We start from the raw sequence: 16,941 nt of genomic DNA, 5'->3' as shown, positions 1-16,941 counted from the left end.
TCCGGCAGTTACGTATGAGCGCTTTTCACGTGCGCCAATTTGTGTCTGTCCCTTATTTCATCCAGCTCATGGTGACGACGACGCTCGCCACCGCACTGGTGCAATTCCTGAGTTTCCGAGCTTTCGGGACGATGAGCGCGACGCAGGGGTGGGTCCGTGCCGGGATTATCGGCATGTGGACCACGGCCACCTGCGCGGCCGGAATTATTGGTTTCGAGCGTTACAAAGGCACCCTCGTCTACCTGGTGAGTGCTCCGATTGGAGCGCTACGGAGCGTGGCGGCAGTCGTTGCTTCGGCCGGTTCCTTCGGGCTGGCGGCATTCCCGGTGGCCTGGGTGACGTGGGCTCTGTGTTCCGCCTCGGTTACCTTCACCGCACCGTCGTGGAGTTTTGCGTGCGGCGTTCTTCTGTTGTGGCTGGGTTGCCTGAGCGTTTCCTTCGTCATCGCCGCGCTTTTCGTGCTCACCCCGAACGCGATTAGTTACGAAGGTCTGCTTCTAGTTCCGATGTTTTTAGCTTCCGGGATTCTTTTTACGACGACGGCGCCACCTGCGTGGTTGGCTTATCTCTCCCTTTTCGTACCCCTCTCGATGCCCACCTCTTTGCTCTTTGGAGAGGTTATTACCTGGAGCGACGTGGCGATCTGGGCGGTCGTGCTGGGTACGTGGCTGGCAGTGGCGGGTGTGGCGGGGCGCGCTGCGCTGCGCCGTGCTACCCGCTCCGGGACCTTGGAGGTGATGTGATGCTGACGCGCTATCGCTCGATTATTCGAGTTTCCTGGGCATCCTCGGTGACTTTTGCGACGGTGGGGACGGCGGTGACCACCCTCTTGGTGCTTCCGCTCCTCGACGTGCTTTTTGATGTGGTGCTCGGCAATGATGTGGGAACCCCGGACCTGGTGCGCACCGGCTATGCCGCGGCGTTGGTTGCTTTGGCCACGTCGGTGGCCTCCGGGGTGGTCAGCGCGGTGGCAACCGACCGGGCACTGGGGATCTTCCAGGAAGTTCACCTGCGCCGGCGTTTCGACGTGGTGTACTGGGTGGCGGTGGCTACCGTCCCATGTGTCTTGGCAGTCTCCACCGGTAGTGCGGCCATCGGCGCCGTCTTCCTCCTCTCCCCGGACAAAAATGCGGCACTGCTGGGGCGCGTGACGCTCTTAGCGGTGGCTGCTTTGGTATGCGGGGTGCTGCTCGGAGTGGCAGCGGCCGGGATCGGGGTGGATCTGCCCGATCCGTATCTGGGGGCGATACTGCTCGCGACGTTCCTGCCGGTGTTCACCGGGGTAATTGTGCCCCTCGATTACTATCCGCCCGTGCTGGTAGTACTGGCGAATGCTGTCCCCCTCTCGGGAACCATTGCCGGTATCGCTGAGCCGGCCGGGTGTCTGGTAGTCCGCGATATTGCGGTTGCGGCGATCTGGGCCGGTATCGGTGTGATAGCGACCCGCCACGCGGTAGCTCGGCTCCGTTCGGGTATGCGAAGGGATGTCGTATGAGTTTTCTGGGCTTTGATGAACGCTGGGCAGCCTACCTGAAAGTCGCGGAAATGAACCTTGGCGGCGCCGCGCGCGTGCACGGCGGGCGGATCGCCGCAGTACATCGCGGCGCCGTCGAAGTGCTCCTCGTTGATGATACCGGTGCGCCAGGCGGGGCGCCGGTGCGTATTAACCTCGATATTCCGGGCCACCGTCGGGATAGTGCATCCTGGCCGCCGGTGGTGGGTGACTGGGTAGGCGTGGATGATGCCGGGCATATTCTCGACATTTTGCCGCGCCGTACCTACCTCACCCGGCCGTCGGTGGGCCGTACCGCTCTCGAGCAACCTATCTGCGCGAATATTGATGTGGTTCTCATTGTGGAACCCGTGGTGCCAGCAGCCAGTCGCGGGCGTATCGAACGTTTCGTGGCCCTGGCCCACGCGAGCGGGGCACGTCCCTGGCTGGTGCTCACGAAGGCGGACCTGGCAAACCCGGCAGATCTTCAGGAACTGGGTGAGGGATGCGAGGAAGTGCTTGCGCTTGACGCACGCTCAGCTGCGGACGTGGCGCGGCTCGTTGAGCGCCTCTCCGGCACGGTCGTGGTGGTGGGGCGCTCCGGCGCGGGGAAATCCACCCTCACCAATACTTTGCTAGGAGCCACCCAGACTGTGGGAGCGGTGCGCGAAAGTGACCATAAGGGTCGGCACACCACCACTGGGCGTCAGCTGGTCTGCGGAGAAAACTTCGCGGTCATCGATACCCCCGGAGTACGCGCTTTGGGAACCACGATGGACACGGAGGCTATTGCGGATACCTTCGCGGATATTCACAACTTGGCTGCATCGTGCCATTTCGCGAATTGTAGCCACGGGCGTGAGCCGGGGTGTGCGGTGCGTGAGGCCTGTGCGAGCGGGTCTTTGGATGCGGACCGGCTAGACCGCTATCTGCGGATGATGGCGGAGGCGGAGCGGTTACGTTGCCGCAGCGATGCGCGAACGGCGCGGAGCCAGGATCGGTACGCTTCGAAAGAGAATACCCGCGGGCGTCGGGAAACGATGCGCCTGAAAGGCAAAAACCGCGGATAACAGCGCAAAACCCGAGCGAGCGCCCAGATAAAGGCCAGAGCCATCCACAGGCTGCGGATACGTATAAACTATCCACAGCCTGAAGAAGCCCGCTGGCAAGCGAGTCTTGTCCAGGGCATGCTCAGCTCTATGAAGACTCTCAGGATTTTTGCGACTCAATTCCCCGGTACGCGCTGTGGCCCGGGCACCAGTACCCGTGCTCGGGCCACCGTGCGCTCCTCCTCCCGTGCGAGGCGCATGATCGTGGCACGCTGCTTGGCCGCGGCAGGCGCGGCTCTCACCCTGGTAGCGAGCCTCATTTCGCAATCGGCATCTGGCACAGTAGCGCCGTCGTCGGAAAACACTCCCACGCAGGCCGCAGCTTCGGCAACGGAAAGTAAGCCAAAGGCACCGCTGGCATCCGCGCGCATGACGAGTGCCAGGAATACAACCTATACAACCTCCTCGCTTCCCCGCACTACTGGCTTCCGCTCCCCCACCGGTAGCGAACCTGTGGTCACTCGCCCCTTTGATCCACCGAAGCACAATTGGCTACCCGGGCATCGCGGAGTGGATGTGGAGCTCCCAGCAGGCAGCCCCGTCCTTGCCGCTGGCACGGGCACCGTGGTCTATGCCGGGATGCTCGCGGACCGCCCCGTTATTTCTATTGAACACGCCAATGGCCTGCGCACCACTTACGAACCGGTAGAACCACAGGTACGGCGCGGGGATACCGTGAGCACCGGAATGGTGATTGGGACATTACTGGCCGGCCATGAGGATGGCGGGCGCTTCCCCGGCGATGTTTTGCACTGGGGTGCACGGCGCGGGAAAACCTATATTGACCCGCTTTCGCTCCTCTACCGGCGTGAGATCCGTCTTTATCCCTGATACCCGTGGCGCTTCAGTAATGCTCCTGCGATACTTCTTTAGGCCCGCGGGTGGGCTTGGGCGAAAGCAGCCCGGAGCCTGTCGGCGCTGACGTGAGTGTAGCGCTGCGTGGTTTGCAGGGATGAGTGACCGAGGATCTCTTGAACGCTGCGCAAGTCTGAGCCACCGTTAAGAAGATGCGTGGCAGCGGAATGGCGTAAATCGTGAGGGGTAATATCGGGTACTCCCGCACGGCTGGCAGCCCGGTGCACGACGTCACGCAGCGAACGCGGGTTGAGACGCCTGCCTTGTGCCCCCAAAAAGAGAGCCCGGGTCGGTTCTTTCATAAGAGCGGCACGCGCGGGCAGGTATTCCTGCACGGCCCGCATAGCCGGCACCCCGTACGGGACCACGCGTTCCTTATTTCCTTTTCCGACGACGCGCACCGTCAAATCAGGGCGAACCTGGTCAATATCCAGAGAACAGACTTCGCTCACACGCAAACCAGCCGCGTACATGAGCTCGAGGGCCGCCCAGTCCCGGTAGGCGAGAGCTTCTCCGCTCTCGACCGCATGGCTTTTCGCGTTGTTAAGCAACTGTTGGGCCTGGTGCTCATTGAGAACATGCGGGAGCTCGTTGGTGACCCGAGGTGATTTCAACCGTGCTGCCGCATCCGAAGCTGTATAGCCGCATCGATATGCCCAGGAACTAAAAGTACGTATTGCAGCAGATTGCCGAGCCATTGAGGCTAGGGCACTCCCGTGTTCGCGCGAATGGGCTAGCCAGGCCCGCAAATCAGCGAGATCCAGGTGTTCGAGATCAATATCAAGATCGGATGAGTCCTGATCCGCCGGCTTGTTTCCGGTAGATAGCTCGTGAAGGAAAGCGAGGAGAGACACCACCTCGTGTAGATAGGCGCGGATCGTATGTTCGGAGTATCCGCGGCGCAGCCGCAGTTCTCGCTCATAACGGTCCAAAATATCTGCTACTCGCATACTCCCCAGTTTATGCGAGCCTTAGGTGGCCCGCTGCCGGCTCGACTCCCGAGCCTGGGGCGTCAGGCGCCACTTCCCTCCCCGGCTCTCCGCAATTCCTGCTATCTCAAGTTTCCCGAGGGCCGCCATCACTTCGGTAAATCCCATTCCCGCGGTCTGCGCTATTTTATCCAGGGGCTGGTAGTTGCGAGCCGGTAGCGCGTCGCGCACCCGCACCGCCCGGGGATCCCCGGCAAGCGGATCGGTAACATCTAGCCCGAGCCCTAATTGCACCCCGCCGGCAAGCGCGTGAGTAACCGTTCGGCTAGCCGATGCGCCGCGGTGAGCAACCGTGGTGTTCCCCTCCGCCACCCGCGCGCGATCTTGGACAAATTGCTGGCCGGCGCTAAAGCCGAGCAATTCCACAATATCTTCCACCCCGGTAATACACACCGCTCCTTCTCGCAGCAGCCGATGGCAGCCCGTTGAACACATCGCGTAAATGGATCCGGGCACTGCCCCGACCGGGATGCCGTAAGTATGTGCGTGCCCCGCGGTATTAATGGCGCCCGACCTATAGGGAGCTTCAATAACAACAACGGCACGTGATAGGCCGGCAATGATCCGGTTCCGGGCCAGAAAACGGTGCCGGTGAGGGGCATTGCCCGGAGCAGTTTCGGAAAGGGCAAGCCCGCCAGTATCAAGAATCCGCGCGAAGAGTTCCTGGTGGGCTTTAGGATAGGGCCGGTTGATCCCGCTGGCAAAGACCACCGCGGTCGGAGCGTTCGCGAGTATAGCGCCACGGTGAGCAGCCGCATCAATACCAATGGCTCCCCCGGAAACAATAAGAGCACCGCGTTCAGCAAGTTCGTAACTGAAATCGGTGGCGATCTTTTCGCCATAGTCGGTAGCGGCGCGGGAGCCCACCATCGCGAGCGTGGGGCGATCCAGCGCCGCAATATTTCCTTTCCACCATAGTCCCAACGGACGTTGTTCCCCGAGCTGTGCTAAGGATCGCGGCCAGGTGGGGCTACCCGGGTAGGTGAAGCCGTAACCTCGGTTAAGTAGTTCACGGTCGCGCGCAAAGCCCTGTGCGTCGTAGCGGGCACTCCAACGGGCAGTGGCTGCGCGCAGCGATTCAGGAATCGGGGCACCCGCGCGTATTTCTTCCAACCAATCCAGAGCTCCGGCGTAACCGAGATGTTCGGTGAGCGCAACGGCATGGTAGTCCTCCCCTTCGGCCAAGCGTGTCCATGCCATTGCTGCGGTTTCTTCTTGCGTGCTCGTGTTTTTCGTGCTGGTAATTCCCGGGTGAGCCGCCACTGTGTCGGACGTTTCCGTGGCGGTTTGTGTTACGCCGGCAGCTCCGGTTATTTCGCTGCCGGTCCATGGTGTTTTATCCTCTGTCATAACTAGAATTTCCTTTTCCGCGCAGGGCAAATGCCCCGGCAACGTCATCGGTGGTGGGCTGTGTATGGCCTGCTAGATCTGCAAGGGTCCAGGCAACTCGCAGGATTTTATCCGCGGCCCGCATGCTGATGAGGCCGCGGGTGAGGGCCTCGCCCAGGCTCGCGCTTGAACTGGGTGCTAACTGGGTATGCGCACGGAGCCAGGTACCTGGTATCGCCGCGTTGATATCCCAGGTTTCGCCCCGGAAGCGGTGGTGTTGGCGTTCACGTGCTTCACGCACTCGCGCGGCGACCGTTTCGCTACTATCTCCGCTGTTGCCCGCGGCTAGTTCGGCCCGACTAGGCCTGGGCAGATTCACTATGAGGTCGATGCGATCCCGGAGCGGGCCTCCGATGCGGTGCTGGTAGTGGGCGCGGTCTGCCCCCGAACAGGTGCAGGAGGTTGGGGAATCAAGTAGCCTGCCGCACCTGCACGGGTTTCCTGCTCCTACCAGTTGGAAACGGGCCGGGAAGCATACCGAGCTTTGAGCGCGGTGAATATGTACTTCTCCCGATTCCATGGGTTCGCGTAAAGACTGGATGGCTCTGGTGGTGAATTCGGGAAGTTCATCGAGGAAAAGTACACCGTGGTGCGCGAGGGAGATCGCTCCGGGGCGGGGCCGGCTGCCTCCTCCCACCAGCGCGGTGGCGCTTGAAGTGTGGTGAGGCGCCACGTAGGGAGGCCGGGTGGTGATCTCCTCAAATTGCCCGACGATGGAGCGAATGCTGGCGCTTTCAACCGCCTGTGCGCGGGTGAGGGGAGGCATAATTCCCGGTAGCCGGGTGGCCAGCATGGATTTACCCACGCCGGGTGCCCCGATCATGAGAAGGTGGTGGCCGCCCGCGGCTGCTATTTCCAAGGCGTGGCGGGCCAGGTATTGGCCCCGTACCTCAGCGAGGTCGCCACTATCGCTGCCGGTGCGGGGTGGGGATACCGGCACGGGTGGCGGTGGCGGCACGGGATCACTAGCAACCCCCAGGCGCTGCGCTATCTGGGTGATATGCCAGATTTCTCCCACTTGGATCTGGGCCAGCGCAGCTTCGGCTCCGCAACCGTGCGGAACAATGGCGTGCTGGAAGCCATGGTGAGCGGCGCCCAGCACGCACGGTAATACTCCCCGCACCGGGCGCACCGATCCGTCCAGCCCTAATTCGCCTAGGAAGACGCTTCCGGGCGGCACGTGGGAATGGGCCTGCGCAGCGAGGATGGCGGCAGCGATCGCCACATCGAAAGCGGTACCGACTTTCGGGGTATCTGCCGGAGACAAGTTCACAGTGACGCGCCCGGCCGGGAATGGGATCCGAGCCGCGGCGAAAGCGGCTCGGATGCGTTCGCGTGATTCGCTCACCGCAGCATCGGGCAGGCCAACGATAGTGAAATTGGGCAGTCCCGAAAGGAGCGCTACTTCCACCCGGATAGGCATGCCCCGAACACCGAGGATAGAGACGGTATGGGAGGTGCCAATCATGAGGCGTTCCGCAGATGGTCGATAGTGACGGGACCGGAGGTAGGCACATTCACGGCCACGATATCCACCGCGAGTGCGGGGTAGCTTCCACCTTCTACGTGGAGCCACTGCGCCAGAAGATGGCGAAGCCTGCGATACTTTTCGGTACTAACGGCCAGAGGAGCGGGAACCGTATTCCGCCCGCGGCGGGTTTTCACCTCAACCGCAACCAGTGCGCCGCTGGGTTCTTCGCGGCATACCAGGTCAATTTCCCCGCATCGGCATCTCCAATTCTGGGCCAGCACGTGGTAGCCGTGCTCCCGCACATATGCGGCGGCCACGTTTTCTCCCCATTCTCCTACCTCCCGAGTGGTGGCGGAAGACGCAAGTGGGGCGAGCTCGTTGCGAGCAATGGTGGCATGCAAAGTTTCACACTGGTACATGCCCCTAGTGTGACGCGGATATTACCAATGGTGGCTCGTGCGGTGCACGGCTGGGGATAGCGTCGTCGTTTCAGATACCTGTGGATAAACGTAAGCTTCGCTAGAGCTCACGACGCAAGGTTCTCCCGATTAAAGCGAGGAACCAGGAAGATCAAGTTCCCGAGTAATATCGGTTTGGTTGAGCTCTTCGATATTGACGTCTTTAAAAGTCACCACCCGTACCGAACGAATGAAACGGGATGTGCGGTAGATATCCCACACCCACGCATCGCTCAGGTTCACCTCGAAAAACACGTCACCTGCAGTTGAGGATCGTACTTTCACGTCTACGTCATTGGCCAAGTAAAAACGCCGTTCGGTTTCCACCACGTAGCGGAAAATCTTCACAACATCGCGGTACTCGCGATATAACGCGAGTTCCAATTCGGCTTCGTAGCCGTCAATCTCGCTCATTATTCACTCCTTACCGCGGGCAAATGCCACGACGTTCGATGATACGGGCTCGGCCCCACCTGCGCGATAGCATCGAGGTGAGCACGCGTACCGTACCCTTTATTATGTTCCCAATCGTAATCGGGGAATTCTTTTGCGAGTGCCTCCATATAGCGGTCTCGCTCAACTTTCGCGACGACGGATGCTGCGGCGATCCCCGCGCAGGAAGCATCCCCTTTAATCACGGTGGTGACCGGAAGCTGCGGGACCGTCTGTTCGGCATCGAAGAGGGAATCCTGGGCCCACCAATTGTGTTTTCCGTCTAAGAGAACAGCATCGGGGCATAATCCGGATTTCTCCAGCTGCGCGAGAGCATCCGCAGCCGCACATCGCAAGGCTTCAATAATTCCCACCGTGTCGACCACACTGGCGGCTGCGCTTCCCACCGCCACCGCGAGCGGCCAGTCGCGGGCCGCCTGGTAGATCGTTTCCCGCCGGTGCGCGCTCAGCATTTTCGAATCGCGTAATCCGGGCGGGAAGTCATCCGGGGTGCTCCTATCCAGGAGGGCTATACCGACGCAGACCGGTCCGGCGATGGCGCCGCGACCCACTTCATCCACGGCAGCGAGAATACCCCCGCCGTGTGCCTCGAGCCGAGCCAACAGTTCTTTTTCAACGGTACGATCAGGTTCCTGCACGGGTGCTACCCACCCTGCCCGGAGAACGCAGCAAGAGGGTTCCCGGTTTGGGTCGCCGTAGCCGCGTATAAGGAGCGTGGATCAACCGGGTTGTCCGGCAGTGCCACCCGCGCACCCGCGGGCGCGGCAGGTTCGGGGACACCGGCGAAAACATGGCTCATATCAGGTAGGCGCCCGTGGCGGCTCCACGGTGAGAAAACGTACCAGGCCCGGCCCACCACGTTTTCTACCGGCACGAATCCGTTTCCGGATTCACGCTGATGCCACCGCGAATCTTTGGAATTGGCGCGGTTATCCCCCATCATCCACAGGTACCCTTCCGGAACCTTCACCTCAAATTTCTGCAAGGAGGGCGACACCCCGTAATTGAGATATTCCTCCGTGATCGGCACGCCATTGACCTGCACGCGGCCGTCTTCCCCGCAGCAACTGACAGTATCTCCACCTTTCGCGATAATTCGTTTCACCAGGTAGTGACCAGAGTCTGCCGGAAGCAGCCCGATACCTTGCAGGATTCGAGTGCCGGTTTGAGCAATCCAGGAGCGGTTTTCTTCCACATCATCAAGCCACCCGCCCGGATCCACAAAGACCACGATATCGCCGCGGCGTAGCTCCTCGTTATCGGTCACCATCCGGTTGACGAAAAACTTATCCCCGGTACTCAACGTAGTTTCCATAGAACCGGAGGGCACATTAAAAGCTTGAATAAAGAAAGTTTTGATAATGACGGAGACGAGAAGAACGACGGCGACGGTGAGCGCCATCTCCACTACGCTACGCAGACGCGAGTTACGCACGGGGGCTTCCCGGGTGTCCGCCTCCGGGCGCACCGGGGCCACTTCGGGAGGGTAGGAGGGAGGCTGCTCCGTATTGGCAGCGGAGGAGTGACCGTCCGTTGTATTCATGGTTGTTCCTCCGTGGTTCACATGTGCTTCCGCTCGGGCCAGTTCATCTCGCAAAGCATCGGCATAGAGACCTTCATCCGCGTTCGAGAGCTGTTCCGTGAGCGTTAGCCGCAAGCGGGCTTCAGCTGCACTTATCTTAGCCGGCCCCTCCGACACGTTTTTTGTCTCGTTGGACTCCGGTGGTGCAGGCGGGCACGGCACCGGCTGCGGCTCTGACTCTGGAGCCGGTTGCTCCGCTGCGCTCACCGCAGTTTGCGGTGCCTGCGATTCCTCCCCATCAAAGAGGTCGTCAAGCTCGGGTAACTCATCCACGCCCGGTGCCGCGTGCAGGTTTTGTACCTCAGGTGCGGGAGCTGCCCGGCGGCCTCGGGCCTGGCTCCGGTGGGTCCGCCCTGCTGGCCACCGCGAGGCATCCTCCGACGCCCGTGACCCGCCTGACGTGCCCTCGCCCATACGCCCCTCCGCCCCTGCATTCGATAAAAGATACGCGTATTCCATGCTACCAGCGCACGTGAACGTACCTAAGGTTATCCGCGCCGTCACGCCACGTTATTTTGGCGGGGCTCCAGGAATACTCCAGCTCTTGCCCACGGTTATGGGCGGTTATCTTCGGTTAGTGGCTGCCGTCGGCTATTGGTCAAGATCCGCGCGGATAAAAAATGGACCCGCACCGGGGCGCGGGTCCATATGTGAACGAGAACTTCGTACCGTTCCTTACTTGGAATCGGTGCGACGTTCGCGAATCTTCGCTGCCTTACCGTGGCGATCACGCAGGTAGTACAGCTTGGCGCGACGCACCCGGCCGCGGGTAATCACTTCGATGGATTCGATGGAAGGCGAATGCACCGGGAACTTACGCTCCACGCCCACCCCGAAAGAAATCTTGCGGACATCGAAGGTGGCGCGCAGGCCATCACCCTGGCGGGCAATAACAACACCCTGGAACGCCTGGGTACGGGTGCGGTTACCTTCCACGACGCGCACGTTCACACGCACGGTGTCACCGGCGCGGAAATCGGGGATATCGTCGCGCAAACGCGAAGCATCAACTACATCAAGAGTCTGCATTATTCATTCACTTTCCGCCTCTGCACGCAGGCCAGGGGCGCTGTTATCGGTTAAGATCTCGCCGATGCGCGACCCCCTGCGGCAGGCACAGCGCATTATGAAAGCGAGGAAACTCCACTATTATGCCACAGTCAGCGGATAGGCAAAAATGAGATCCGAGTTGATTACCTCACCCACCCGGAATTCTCGGGTTGCTACCTTTCGGAAACCGCACCGTTTGTAGAATCGTTGCGCGCGTCGGTTGTCTTTATTTGTTCCGAGCCACAGGTACGGTGCGGACGCCACCTCGGCATCAAGTATTCTGTCTCGGCACGCCTCCACCGTTGCCCGCCAGAGCAGATCCGCTACCCCGCTCCCGTGCCAGCTGCGCTCCACGTAGAACTTTGAGAGCTCAAGCAACGGGCCCTTCCGCTCCGGGAGGTGCATAACTGGCGCACCGTCCTCACGCCCGGCGACGTCGTCGCCGCCCATTCCCACCGCGCTATCGGGAAGCAACGTGAGACTGTACCCCAGCAATTCCCCGCGCGACTCTCCGCTCGCGGCACGCACTACCACCGTCACCCAGTGGGGGTCGGCAAGATATTTTTCGAAAGCCTCCAAGGAAAGGTTCACCGCCGCGAACTCAGTAATATCCGCTTCACGAAGATAACGCGGGCACGCGTCCGGGAAGGTGCGGGTGGCCAGCTGCGCCAGCTCGGTTGCGGTGCGCCGCCGTGCTCCGTTGAGAACATCGCGGCCCGGTAGTACCCCGTTCTCGAGCGTCCCGCCCGAAAGCACTTCACCCGAGGACACCCCGTCCCCGGAACCAGCAGCGCCCGCCACCCCCAGGACCTCAGTATCCACCGCCACCGGGTGGGCGTCACTGGCGCGCCATACATAGCCCGCCGCCGCGAGCGCCGGCCGGTCGTATTTGTCCAGCTGCGAGGTATCTAACTCCGCGATCATATCGGGACGGCGCGCAGCGGTGCGCGTAAGAGCTTCGTCTCTACGGTAGCGCGCCACCGCCCCGTGATTGCCGCTGAGCAGTACTGCGGGCACCTCGAGCTCGCGCCAGCGCACCGGGCGGGTGTAGACACGGTATTCGAGCAAACCGGCCGCACCGTGCGATTCTTCCACCAGAGACTCCGGGTTCCCCACCATCCCGGGAATAAGACGGGTAACCGCCTCCACGAGGGCCACTGCCGCCACTTCCCCACCGTTGAGAACATAATCTCCTAGAGAAAACTCCTCTACGCGCACATCCCGCCCACGATAGTGCTCAGCTACCCGCGCATCAATTCCCTCATAGCGCCCGCAGGCGATAATGATGCGCTCCCGGGTGGCCAGGTCTTCCACGAGGCGCTGAGTGAGGGGCCGACCGGACGGGGTGGGCATCGCGAGAGTAATTGTTTCCGGAGAGCTCGGGCCGATGAGGTCATCGAGAGCACGACCCCAAACATCCGGTTTCATGACCATGCCAGCCCCGCCTCCGATGGGGGTATCGTCCACGGTGCGGTGGATGTCGCTGGTCCAGTCGCGCAGATTGTGGGTGCGAATATCGACGACGCCGCGACGGCGCGCCTTGCCCACCAGCGATAAATCGAGCACGTCGAAGAATTCTGGAAAAACGGAAACGAGGTCAATGCGCAAGCTCGCCATTACTTCACTTCCTCAGCGCTGTTTTCCTCCGTCACACTTTCTTCGACAGCGCTAAGGGCGCCTTCGGCCGCGCTGGGTGCATCTTCGGCAGAGGTGAGTTCGTCTTCAGCTGCGCTGAGGGCGCCGGCCAGGTCATCACCTTCCACCACGATCATGTCATCTTCGGAGAAAAGCCCGGCAGGAGCGTCCACCACAACGCAATGATCATCCAGATCCACCGCCGTCACGATCTCACGCACGAAGGGCACGCGGGTAATCCGGCCATCCGGCTCACGCACCACCAGGATATCCTGGGCGGGGCCGTTTTCTAAGCCGGTAATAATACCGAGCTCGTAGCCTTCTGGGTCGAGGACTTCCAGACCGCGTAGCTCATGGGCATAATAGGCATCTTCTTCGGGCTCATCCTCATCAGTTTCCACGACGAGACGCACCCCTCGCAGCGCTTCTGCGGTGTCACGAGTGGTGGATTCAGCGAAGAGCGCGTAGGTAATTCCCCGATATTCTCGAGTGCGGGTGATGGTGAGCGGCCCGAAATCCGCCGGATCTGTTTCCAGCTGGGCCCCCACAGCGAGGCGGCGGGCGGGCGAATCTGTGCGAACGTCCAAACGGACTTCCCCTTTAAGCCCGTGCGGCGCCCCGATAATAGCTACCGTCAGTTGCATCGTGTCCTTCTCTCAGTTCCCGCACGCGGTGGGGAACGGTGGTGGCTCATACAAAACCGGCCCGCAACCCCGAAAGGTTGAGGGCCGGTATGCCGCTACGTTAGTTACGGTCCGTTTCGATAACGTCCACGCGCACGGATCCTTCGTCCGAAAGCGCGTTGACGACGGTCCGCAGCGCCTTGGCGGTACGCCCGCCACGGCCGATCACCCGACCGAGATCGTCAGGGTTCACCCGAACTTCCAGAAGTTCGCCACGACGATTACGCGATGCCGAGACGTTGACATCATCCGGGTAATCAACAATTCCCTTGACCAGGTGTTCCAGAGCGTCCGTCAGCATTAGGCTTCCTCGGTTTCCGCTTCGGTAGCTTCACCGGTTTCGGCTTCCCCAGCTTCAGCGGCGGCAGCAGCTGCGGCTTCCGCTTCGGCCTTCGCCTTTGCTTCAGCGGCGGCAGCGCGGCGCTTTTCAGCGTCGTCCTGGACCTTCTTGACCGCTGCGGCGCGCGCTTCTTCAGCATTCACCGTTTCCGGAACACGCAGGCGACCTTCCTGGCCATCCTTGTATCCCTTGAACTTCTGCCAGTCACCGGTCACCTTAAGCTGCGCGAGCACGGCTTCGGTGGGCTGAGCACCCACGCCGAGCCAGTACTGAGCCCGATCAGAATCGATGCGGATGGTAGAGGGCTGCGTATTGGGATCGTAGTAACCGATTTCCTCAATAACCTTGCCGTCACGCTTGACGCGAGAATCCGCCACGACAATACGGTACTGGGCCGCACGGATCTTACCCATGCGCTTCAAACGAATTTTGACTGCCACTTTTGTGGTCAATCCTTTCTCATTGGGGTGGATTACCCGGCCGGTTGGGGGACGCGCACCGTGCAATCCGTGAACACGGACAATACCGGGTTGAGAGGGACCCGGCATCCTCCAAGTACATCTAGCCATTCTGCCAGAATTTTCCGGAGGAGGAAACAGGCATCGCACCGCTGCGCGGTGATATCACTTACGCCGTCGCTCCGCTGCGGTGCCGATGCGGACGGGGGGACAGCTACGGCGCGCACCCCTATCCCGCCGTTTCAACCTGACAAGCCCCGCCGCGCCTGGCAAGATGGGAGGCGTGAATAATCCCGCTCCCGCCACCGCAGCCTGCACCGTTGGCACCGTTAGCGCCGTGGGTTCGCCCGCGGTTGTGCCCGCACCTACCTCCAAGCTCGTGCGCTACGCCTGGCTCTCCGTTGCGGCCGCCCTCGTCACCATTGCGCTCAAAGCGGCTGGCTACTGGCTCACCGATTCGGTGGGCCTTCTCTCCGACGCCACAGAATCCTTAGTTAATCTGGCAGCGGCGGTGGTCGCGGTGCTGGCCCTCTCGGCGGCCGCGAAACCCGCAAATGCACGCTATACCTACGGACGCTCGAAAGCCGAGTACTTTTCTTCCGCCGTGGAAGGGGCCATGATTTTTGCGGCAGCCGGTTTTATTATTTTTTCCGCCATTGACCGCATTATTCACCCCCAGCCGCTGGCGGCGCTGGGATGGGGCTTGGGCATTGTGGCGCTCGCATCCTTAGTCAATGGAATTGTCGGTGTCGTGTTGCTGCGCGCCGGGGCGAAGCACCGTTCGCCCACCTTGCGTGCCGATGGTAAACACCTCCTCACGGATGTCATCACTTCCGTCGGGGTGATCGCGGGTGTGGGATTGGTGGCGCTCACCGATGAACCGCTGCTCGATCCCATCGTCGCTATCCTCGTTGCGGTCAATATTCTGGCCACCGGGGTTAAGCTGCTGCGCGAGTCACTCGCGGGACTCATGGACGCAGCCCTGTCTGAGCCGGATACCGAAAAAATCGTGGCTATTCTACGTTCGCACACCCGCCGTGAGGTACGTTTCCACGGGCTGCAGACCCGAGTGGCCGGGCGCGAGTCGTTTTGTAATTTTGATTTGTTGGTCCCCTCCACGTGGACGGTGCGCGAGGGCCACGAGCTCGCCGAAGATATCGCGGAGGAATTACGCGCCGCGGTGCCTCACCTCCGCGCCCTCATCCACGTGGAGCCACTGGAGGACCCGCGATCCTATGAGGATATTCCGGAAGGTTACGTGCCGCTGGGCGGTATTTCCGATGCGGTTCCGGATATTGTGGTGGAGGCTTTAACCACAGGGAAGAACGACGACGCCGCTACCTCCTAAAAATAACCACTCTGCCAAAACATCGCAGCGGGCAAGATTCCTCCTGCCCGCTGCGCCGTCGTCGTTACTTAAGGAAGCGCTTGAGCTCTTCCATGCTTGCCATATCGGGCGCCGCTGGAGCGGAGCCGGGAAGCTGGGCCCCCGTACCGAAAGCCGAGCCTCGTTCGGCACGCTGCCGTGCCGCCGCTGCTTCGGCTTCCTGGCGGGCGCGTTTCGCCGGATTACCCGAACGTCCCTTCTTACCGCCCGAAACATTCTTCTTCGCGCGTTTCTGCTTGCGTGATCCCCCGCCAACGCCGGGCATACCGGGCATTCCCGGCATGCCGCCGCCGCGGCTCATCTGCGTCATCATCTTGGCGGCGCCCTCAAAGCGCTGCACCAGTTGATTGACTTCCTGGACGGTGGTTCCCGAGCCGCGAGCGATGCGCTGGCGGCGCGAACCGTTGAGGATTTTCGGGGTACGGCGCTCAGCGGGCGTCATGGATTGGATAATAGCTTCCACGCGCCCCATCGAGGATTCATCCCACTGCTCGAGGGCTTCGCGGTACTGCCCCATTCCGGGCAGCATCCCCATGAGTTTCTTGAGCGAACCCATCCGCTTAATTTGGTTCATTTGCACGAGGAAGTCATTGAGGTCGAAGGACCCCTCGCTCATTTTCTCGGAAAGTTCGCGCTGCTGCTCTTGCGTCCAGGTGGCTTCAGCGCGTTCGATGAGGGAGAGAATATCGCCCATATCGAGGATACGGGAGGCCATGCGGTCGGCGTGGAAGCGTTCGAAATCTTCCAGTTTTTCACCGGTGGAGGCGAAAAGGATTGGTTTGCCGGTCACGCCGCGCACCGAGAGCGCCGCGCCACCGCGGGTGTCCCCGTCGAGCTTGGTAATAACCACGCCGGTGAAGCCCACCCCATCTTGGAAGGCCTTCGCGGTGGCGACCGCGTCCTGACCGATCATGGCATCGATAACGAAGAGGACTTCGTCGGGGTTGACGGCAGCCCGAATATCAGCGGCCTGCTGCATGAGAACATCGTCGATACCCAAGCGTCCGGCGGTATCCACCACGACGGCGCCGTAGCCGTTCGCGGCCGCGTAATCTACACCGCTGGCGGCCACCTGGATCGGGTCCCCCACCCCATTACCGGGTTCGGGAGCCCATACGTCCACACCGGCACGCTCGCCCACCACCTGGAGCTGCTGCACCGCATTAGGCCGCTGCAGATCGGAGGCGACGAGGAGCGCCTTGCGGCCCCCGCGCGCGAACCAGCGCCCGAGCTTACCTGCCAGCGTGGTTTTACCCGCACCTTGGAGGCCGGCGAGCATCACCACGGTGGGTCGCCCCTGCGCAAAATTCAGTTCCCGAGTCTCCCCACCGAGAATCTCGATGAGTTCGTCATTAACAATTTTGACGATCTGCTGAGAGGGGTTGAGAGCTTGGGAGCGTACCGCACCGGTGGCGCGTTCGCGCACCGCTGCGGTGAACTCGCGCACCACGGGAAGCGCGACGTCGGCGTCCAAGAGGGCACGCCGAATCTCGCTAATGGTGGTCTCTACATCCGCTTGGGTGAGCACACCCTTGGAGCGCAGATTCTTGAATGCACCGGAAATCCGGTCGGAAAGATTATTAAACACTG

Annotated in this window: 18 protein-coding genes; 5 read left to right on the top strand and 13 right to left on the bottom strand. The window is 61.4% G+C overall.

Annotated elements, in window-relative coordinates; all coding sequences use genetic code 11:
* Positions 1–14: 14 nt before the first annotated feature.
* The 4 genes from PWJ82_RS02030 to PWJ82_RS02015 all read left to right on the top strand — a co-directional run bounded on the left by PWJ82_RS02030 (position 15) and on the right by PWJ82_RS02015 (position 3,432).
* Positions 15–743: an ABC transporter permease gene (locus PWJ82_RS02030; protein ID WP_274735089.1), complete on the top strand. Its 729-nt coding sequence runs from the start codon at positions 15–17 to the stop codon at positions 741–743.
* Positions 743–1,495 (top strand): ABC transporter, encoded by a 753-nt coding sequence (locus tag PWJ82_RS02025; protein WP_274735088.1) that lies wholly within the window; start codon positions 743–745, stop codon positions 1,493–1,495. The genes PWJ82_RS02030 and PWJ82_RS02025 overlap by 1 nt, the downstream gene beginning before the upstream one ends.
* Positions 1,492–2,562 carry a ribosome small subunit-dependent GTPase A gene (gene rsgA, locus PWJ82_RS02020; protein ID WP_274735087.1) on the top strand — a complete coding sequence of 357 codons (1,071 nt, stop codon included), beginning with the start codon at positions 1,492–1,494 and terminating at the stop codon, positions 2,560–2,562. Before PWJ82_RS02025 ends, rsgA begins: the two co-directional genes overlap by 4 nt.
* A gap of 129 nt (positions 2,563–2,691) precedes the next feature.
* The gene (locus PWJ82_RS02015; RefSeq protein ID WP_274735086.1) at positions 2,692–3,432 is read left to right on the top strand and encodes a M23 family metallopeptidase; all 741 of its coding nucleotides are present in this window, start codon (positions 2,692–2,694) and stop codon (positions 3,430–3,432) included.
* A 38-nt stretch (positions 3,433–3,470) separates the two neighbouring features.
* Here the strand turns inward: PWJ82_RS02015 and PWJ82_RS02010 are convergent, their stop codons facing one another.
* The 12 genes from PWJ82_RS02010 to rpsP form a co-directional block, all read right to left on the bottom strand.
* The gene (locus PWJ82_RS02010) at positions 3,471–4,406 is read right to left on the bottom strand and encodes a tyrosine recombinase XerC (protein ID WP_016442477.1); all 936 of its coding nucleotides are present in this window, start codon (positions 4,404–4,406) and stop codon (positions 3,471–3,473) included.
* Positions 4,407–4,427: 21 nt separating this feature from the next.
* Positions 4,428–5,645, bottom strand: coding sequence for a DNA-processing protein DprA (gene dprA, locus PWJ82_RS02005; RefSeq protein ID WP_274735084.1), 1,218 nt, complete (start codon positions 5,643–5,645; stop codon positions 4,428–4,430).
* A gap of 136 nt (positions 5,646–5,781) precedes the next feature.
* Positions 5,782–7,302, bottom strand: coding sequence for a YifB family Mg chelatase-like AAA ATPase (locus PWJ82_RS02000; protein WP_274735082.1), 1,521 nt, complete (start codon positions 7,300–7,302; stop codon positions 5,782–5,784).
* Complete coding sequence (locus PWJ82_RS01995) at positions 7,299–7,724, bottom strand: YraN family protein (protein ID WP_274735081.1); 426 nt, start codon at positions 7,722–7,724, stop codon at positions 7,299–7,301. Before PWJ82_RS01995 ends, PWJ82_RS02000 begins: the two co-directional genes overlap by 4 nt.
* A gap of 129 nt (positions 7,725–7,853) precedes the next feature.
* Positions 7,854–8,177, bottom strand: coding sequence for a DUF2469 domain-containing protein (locus tag PWJ82_RS01990; protein ID WP_016442473.1), 324 nt, complete (start codon positions 8,175–8,177; stop codon positions 7,854–7,856).
* Positions 8,177–8,854, bottom strand: a complete 678-nt coding sequence (locus tag PWJ82_RS01985) for a ribonuclease HII (protein WP_274735080.1) — start codon at positions 8,852–8,854, stop codon at positions 8,177–8,179. Before PWJ82_RS01985 ends, PWJ82_RS01990 begins: the two co-directional genes overlap by 1 nt.
* A gap of 5 nt (positions 8,855–8,859) precedes the next feature.
* A complete protein-coding gene (gene lepB / locus PWJ82_RS01980) occupies positions 8,860–10,071 on the bottom strand; it encodes a signal peptidase I (RefSeq protein WP_274735079.1) in 1,212 nt (403 codons plus the stop codon).
* Positions 10,072–10,473: 402 nt separating this feature from the next.
* Positions 10,474–10,827, bottom strand: coding sequence for a 50S ribosomal protein L19 (rplS, locus tag PWJ82_RS01975; protein WP_016442470.1), 354 nt, complete (start codon positions 10,825–10,827; stop codon positions 10,474–10,476).
* Between the two features lie 120 nt (positions 10,828–10,947).
* Entirely contained in the window at positions 10,948–12,456 is a 1,509-nt protein-coding gene (gene trmD, locus PWJ82_RS01970) for a tRNA (guanosine(37)-N1)-methyltransferase TrmD (RefSeq protein ID WP_274735096.1), read from the bottom strand.
* An 8-nt stretch (positions 12,457–12,464) separates the two neighbouring features.
* The gene (gene rimM, locus PWJ82_RS01965) at positions 12,465–13,127 is read right to left on the bottom strand and encodes a ribosome maturation factor RimM (RefSeq protein WP_274735077.1); all 663 of its coding nucleotides are present in this window, start codon (positions 13,125–13,127) and stop codon (positions 12,465–12,467) included.
* Positions 13,128–13,227: 100 nt separating this feature from the next.
* The gene (locus PWJ82_RS01960; RefSeq protein WP_016442467.1) at positions 13,228–13,467 is read right to left on the bottom strand and encodes an RNA-binding protein; all 240 of its coding nucleotides are present in this window, start codon (positions 13,465–13,467) and stop codon (positions 13,228–13,230) included.
* Positions 13,467–13,946 carry a 30S ribosomal protein S16 gene (rpsP, locus tag PWJ82_RS01955; RefSeq protein WP_016442466.1) on the bottom strand — a complete coding sequence of 160 codons (480 nt, stop codon included), beginning with the start codon at positions 13,944–13,946 and terminating at the stop codon, positions 13,467–13,469. The genes PWJ82_RS01960 and rpsP overlap by 1 nt, the downstream gene beginning before the upstream one ends.
* A gap of 292 nt (positions 13,947–14,238) precedes the next feature.
* Here rpsP and PWJ82_RS01950 point away from each other — a divergent pair, with 292 nt between their 5' ends.
* Positions 14,239–15,312: a cation diffusion facilitator family transporter gene (locus PWJ82_RS01950; protein ID WP_274735076.1), complete on the top strand. Its 1,074-nt coding sequence runs from the start codon at positions 14,239–14,241 to the stop codon at positions 15,310–15,312.
* A gap of 64 nt (positions 15,313–15,376) precedes the next feature.
* On the opposite strand, the gene ffh is transcribed toward PWJ82_RS01950, so the two are convergent.
* Positions 15,377–16,939 (bottom strand): signal recognition particle protein, encoded by a 1,563-nt coding sequence (ffh, locus tag PWJ82_RS01945; RefSeq protein WP_274735075.1) that lies wholly within the window; start codon positions 16,937–16,939, stop codon positions 15,377–15,379.
* Positions 16,940–16,941 lie beyond the last annotated feature (2 nt).

The organism is Actinotignum schaalii, from assembly GCF_028864145.1.
Taxonomy (GTDB): Bacteria; Actinomycetota; Actinomycetes; order Actinomycetales; family Actinomycetaceae; genus Actinotignum; species Actinotignum schaalii_B.
Note: the sequence above shows the minus strand (reverse complement) of the source record. Positions and strands in the feature narration are given on the sequence as shown.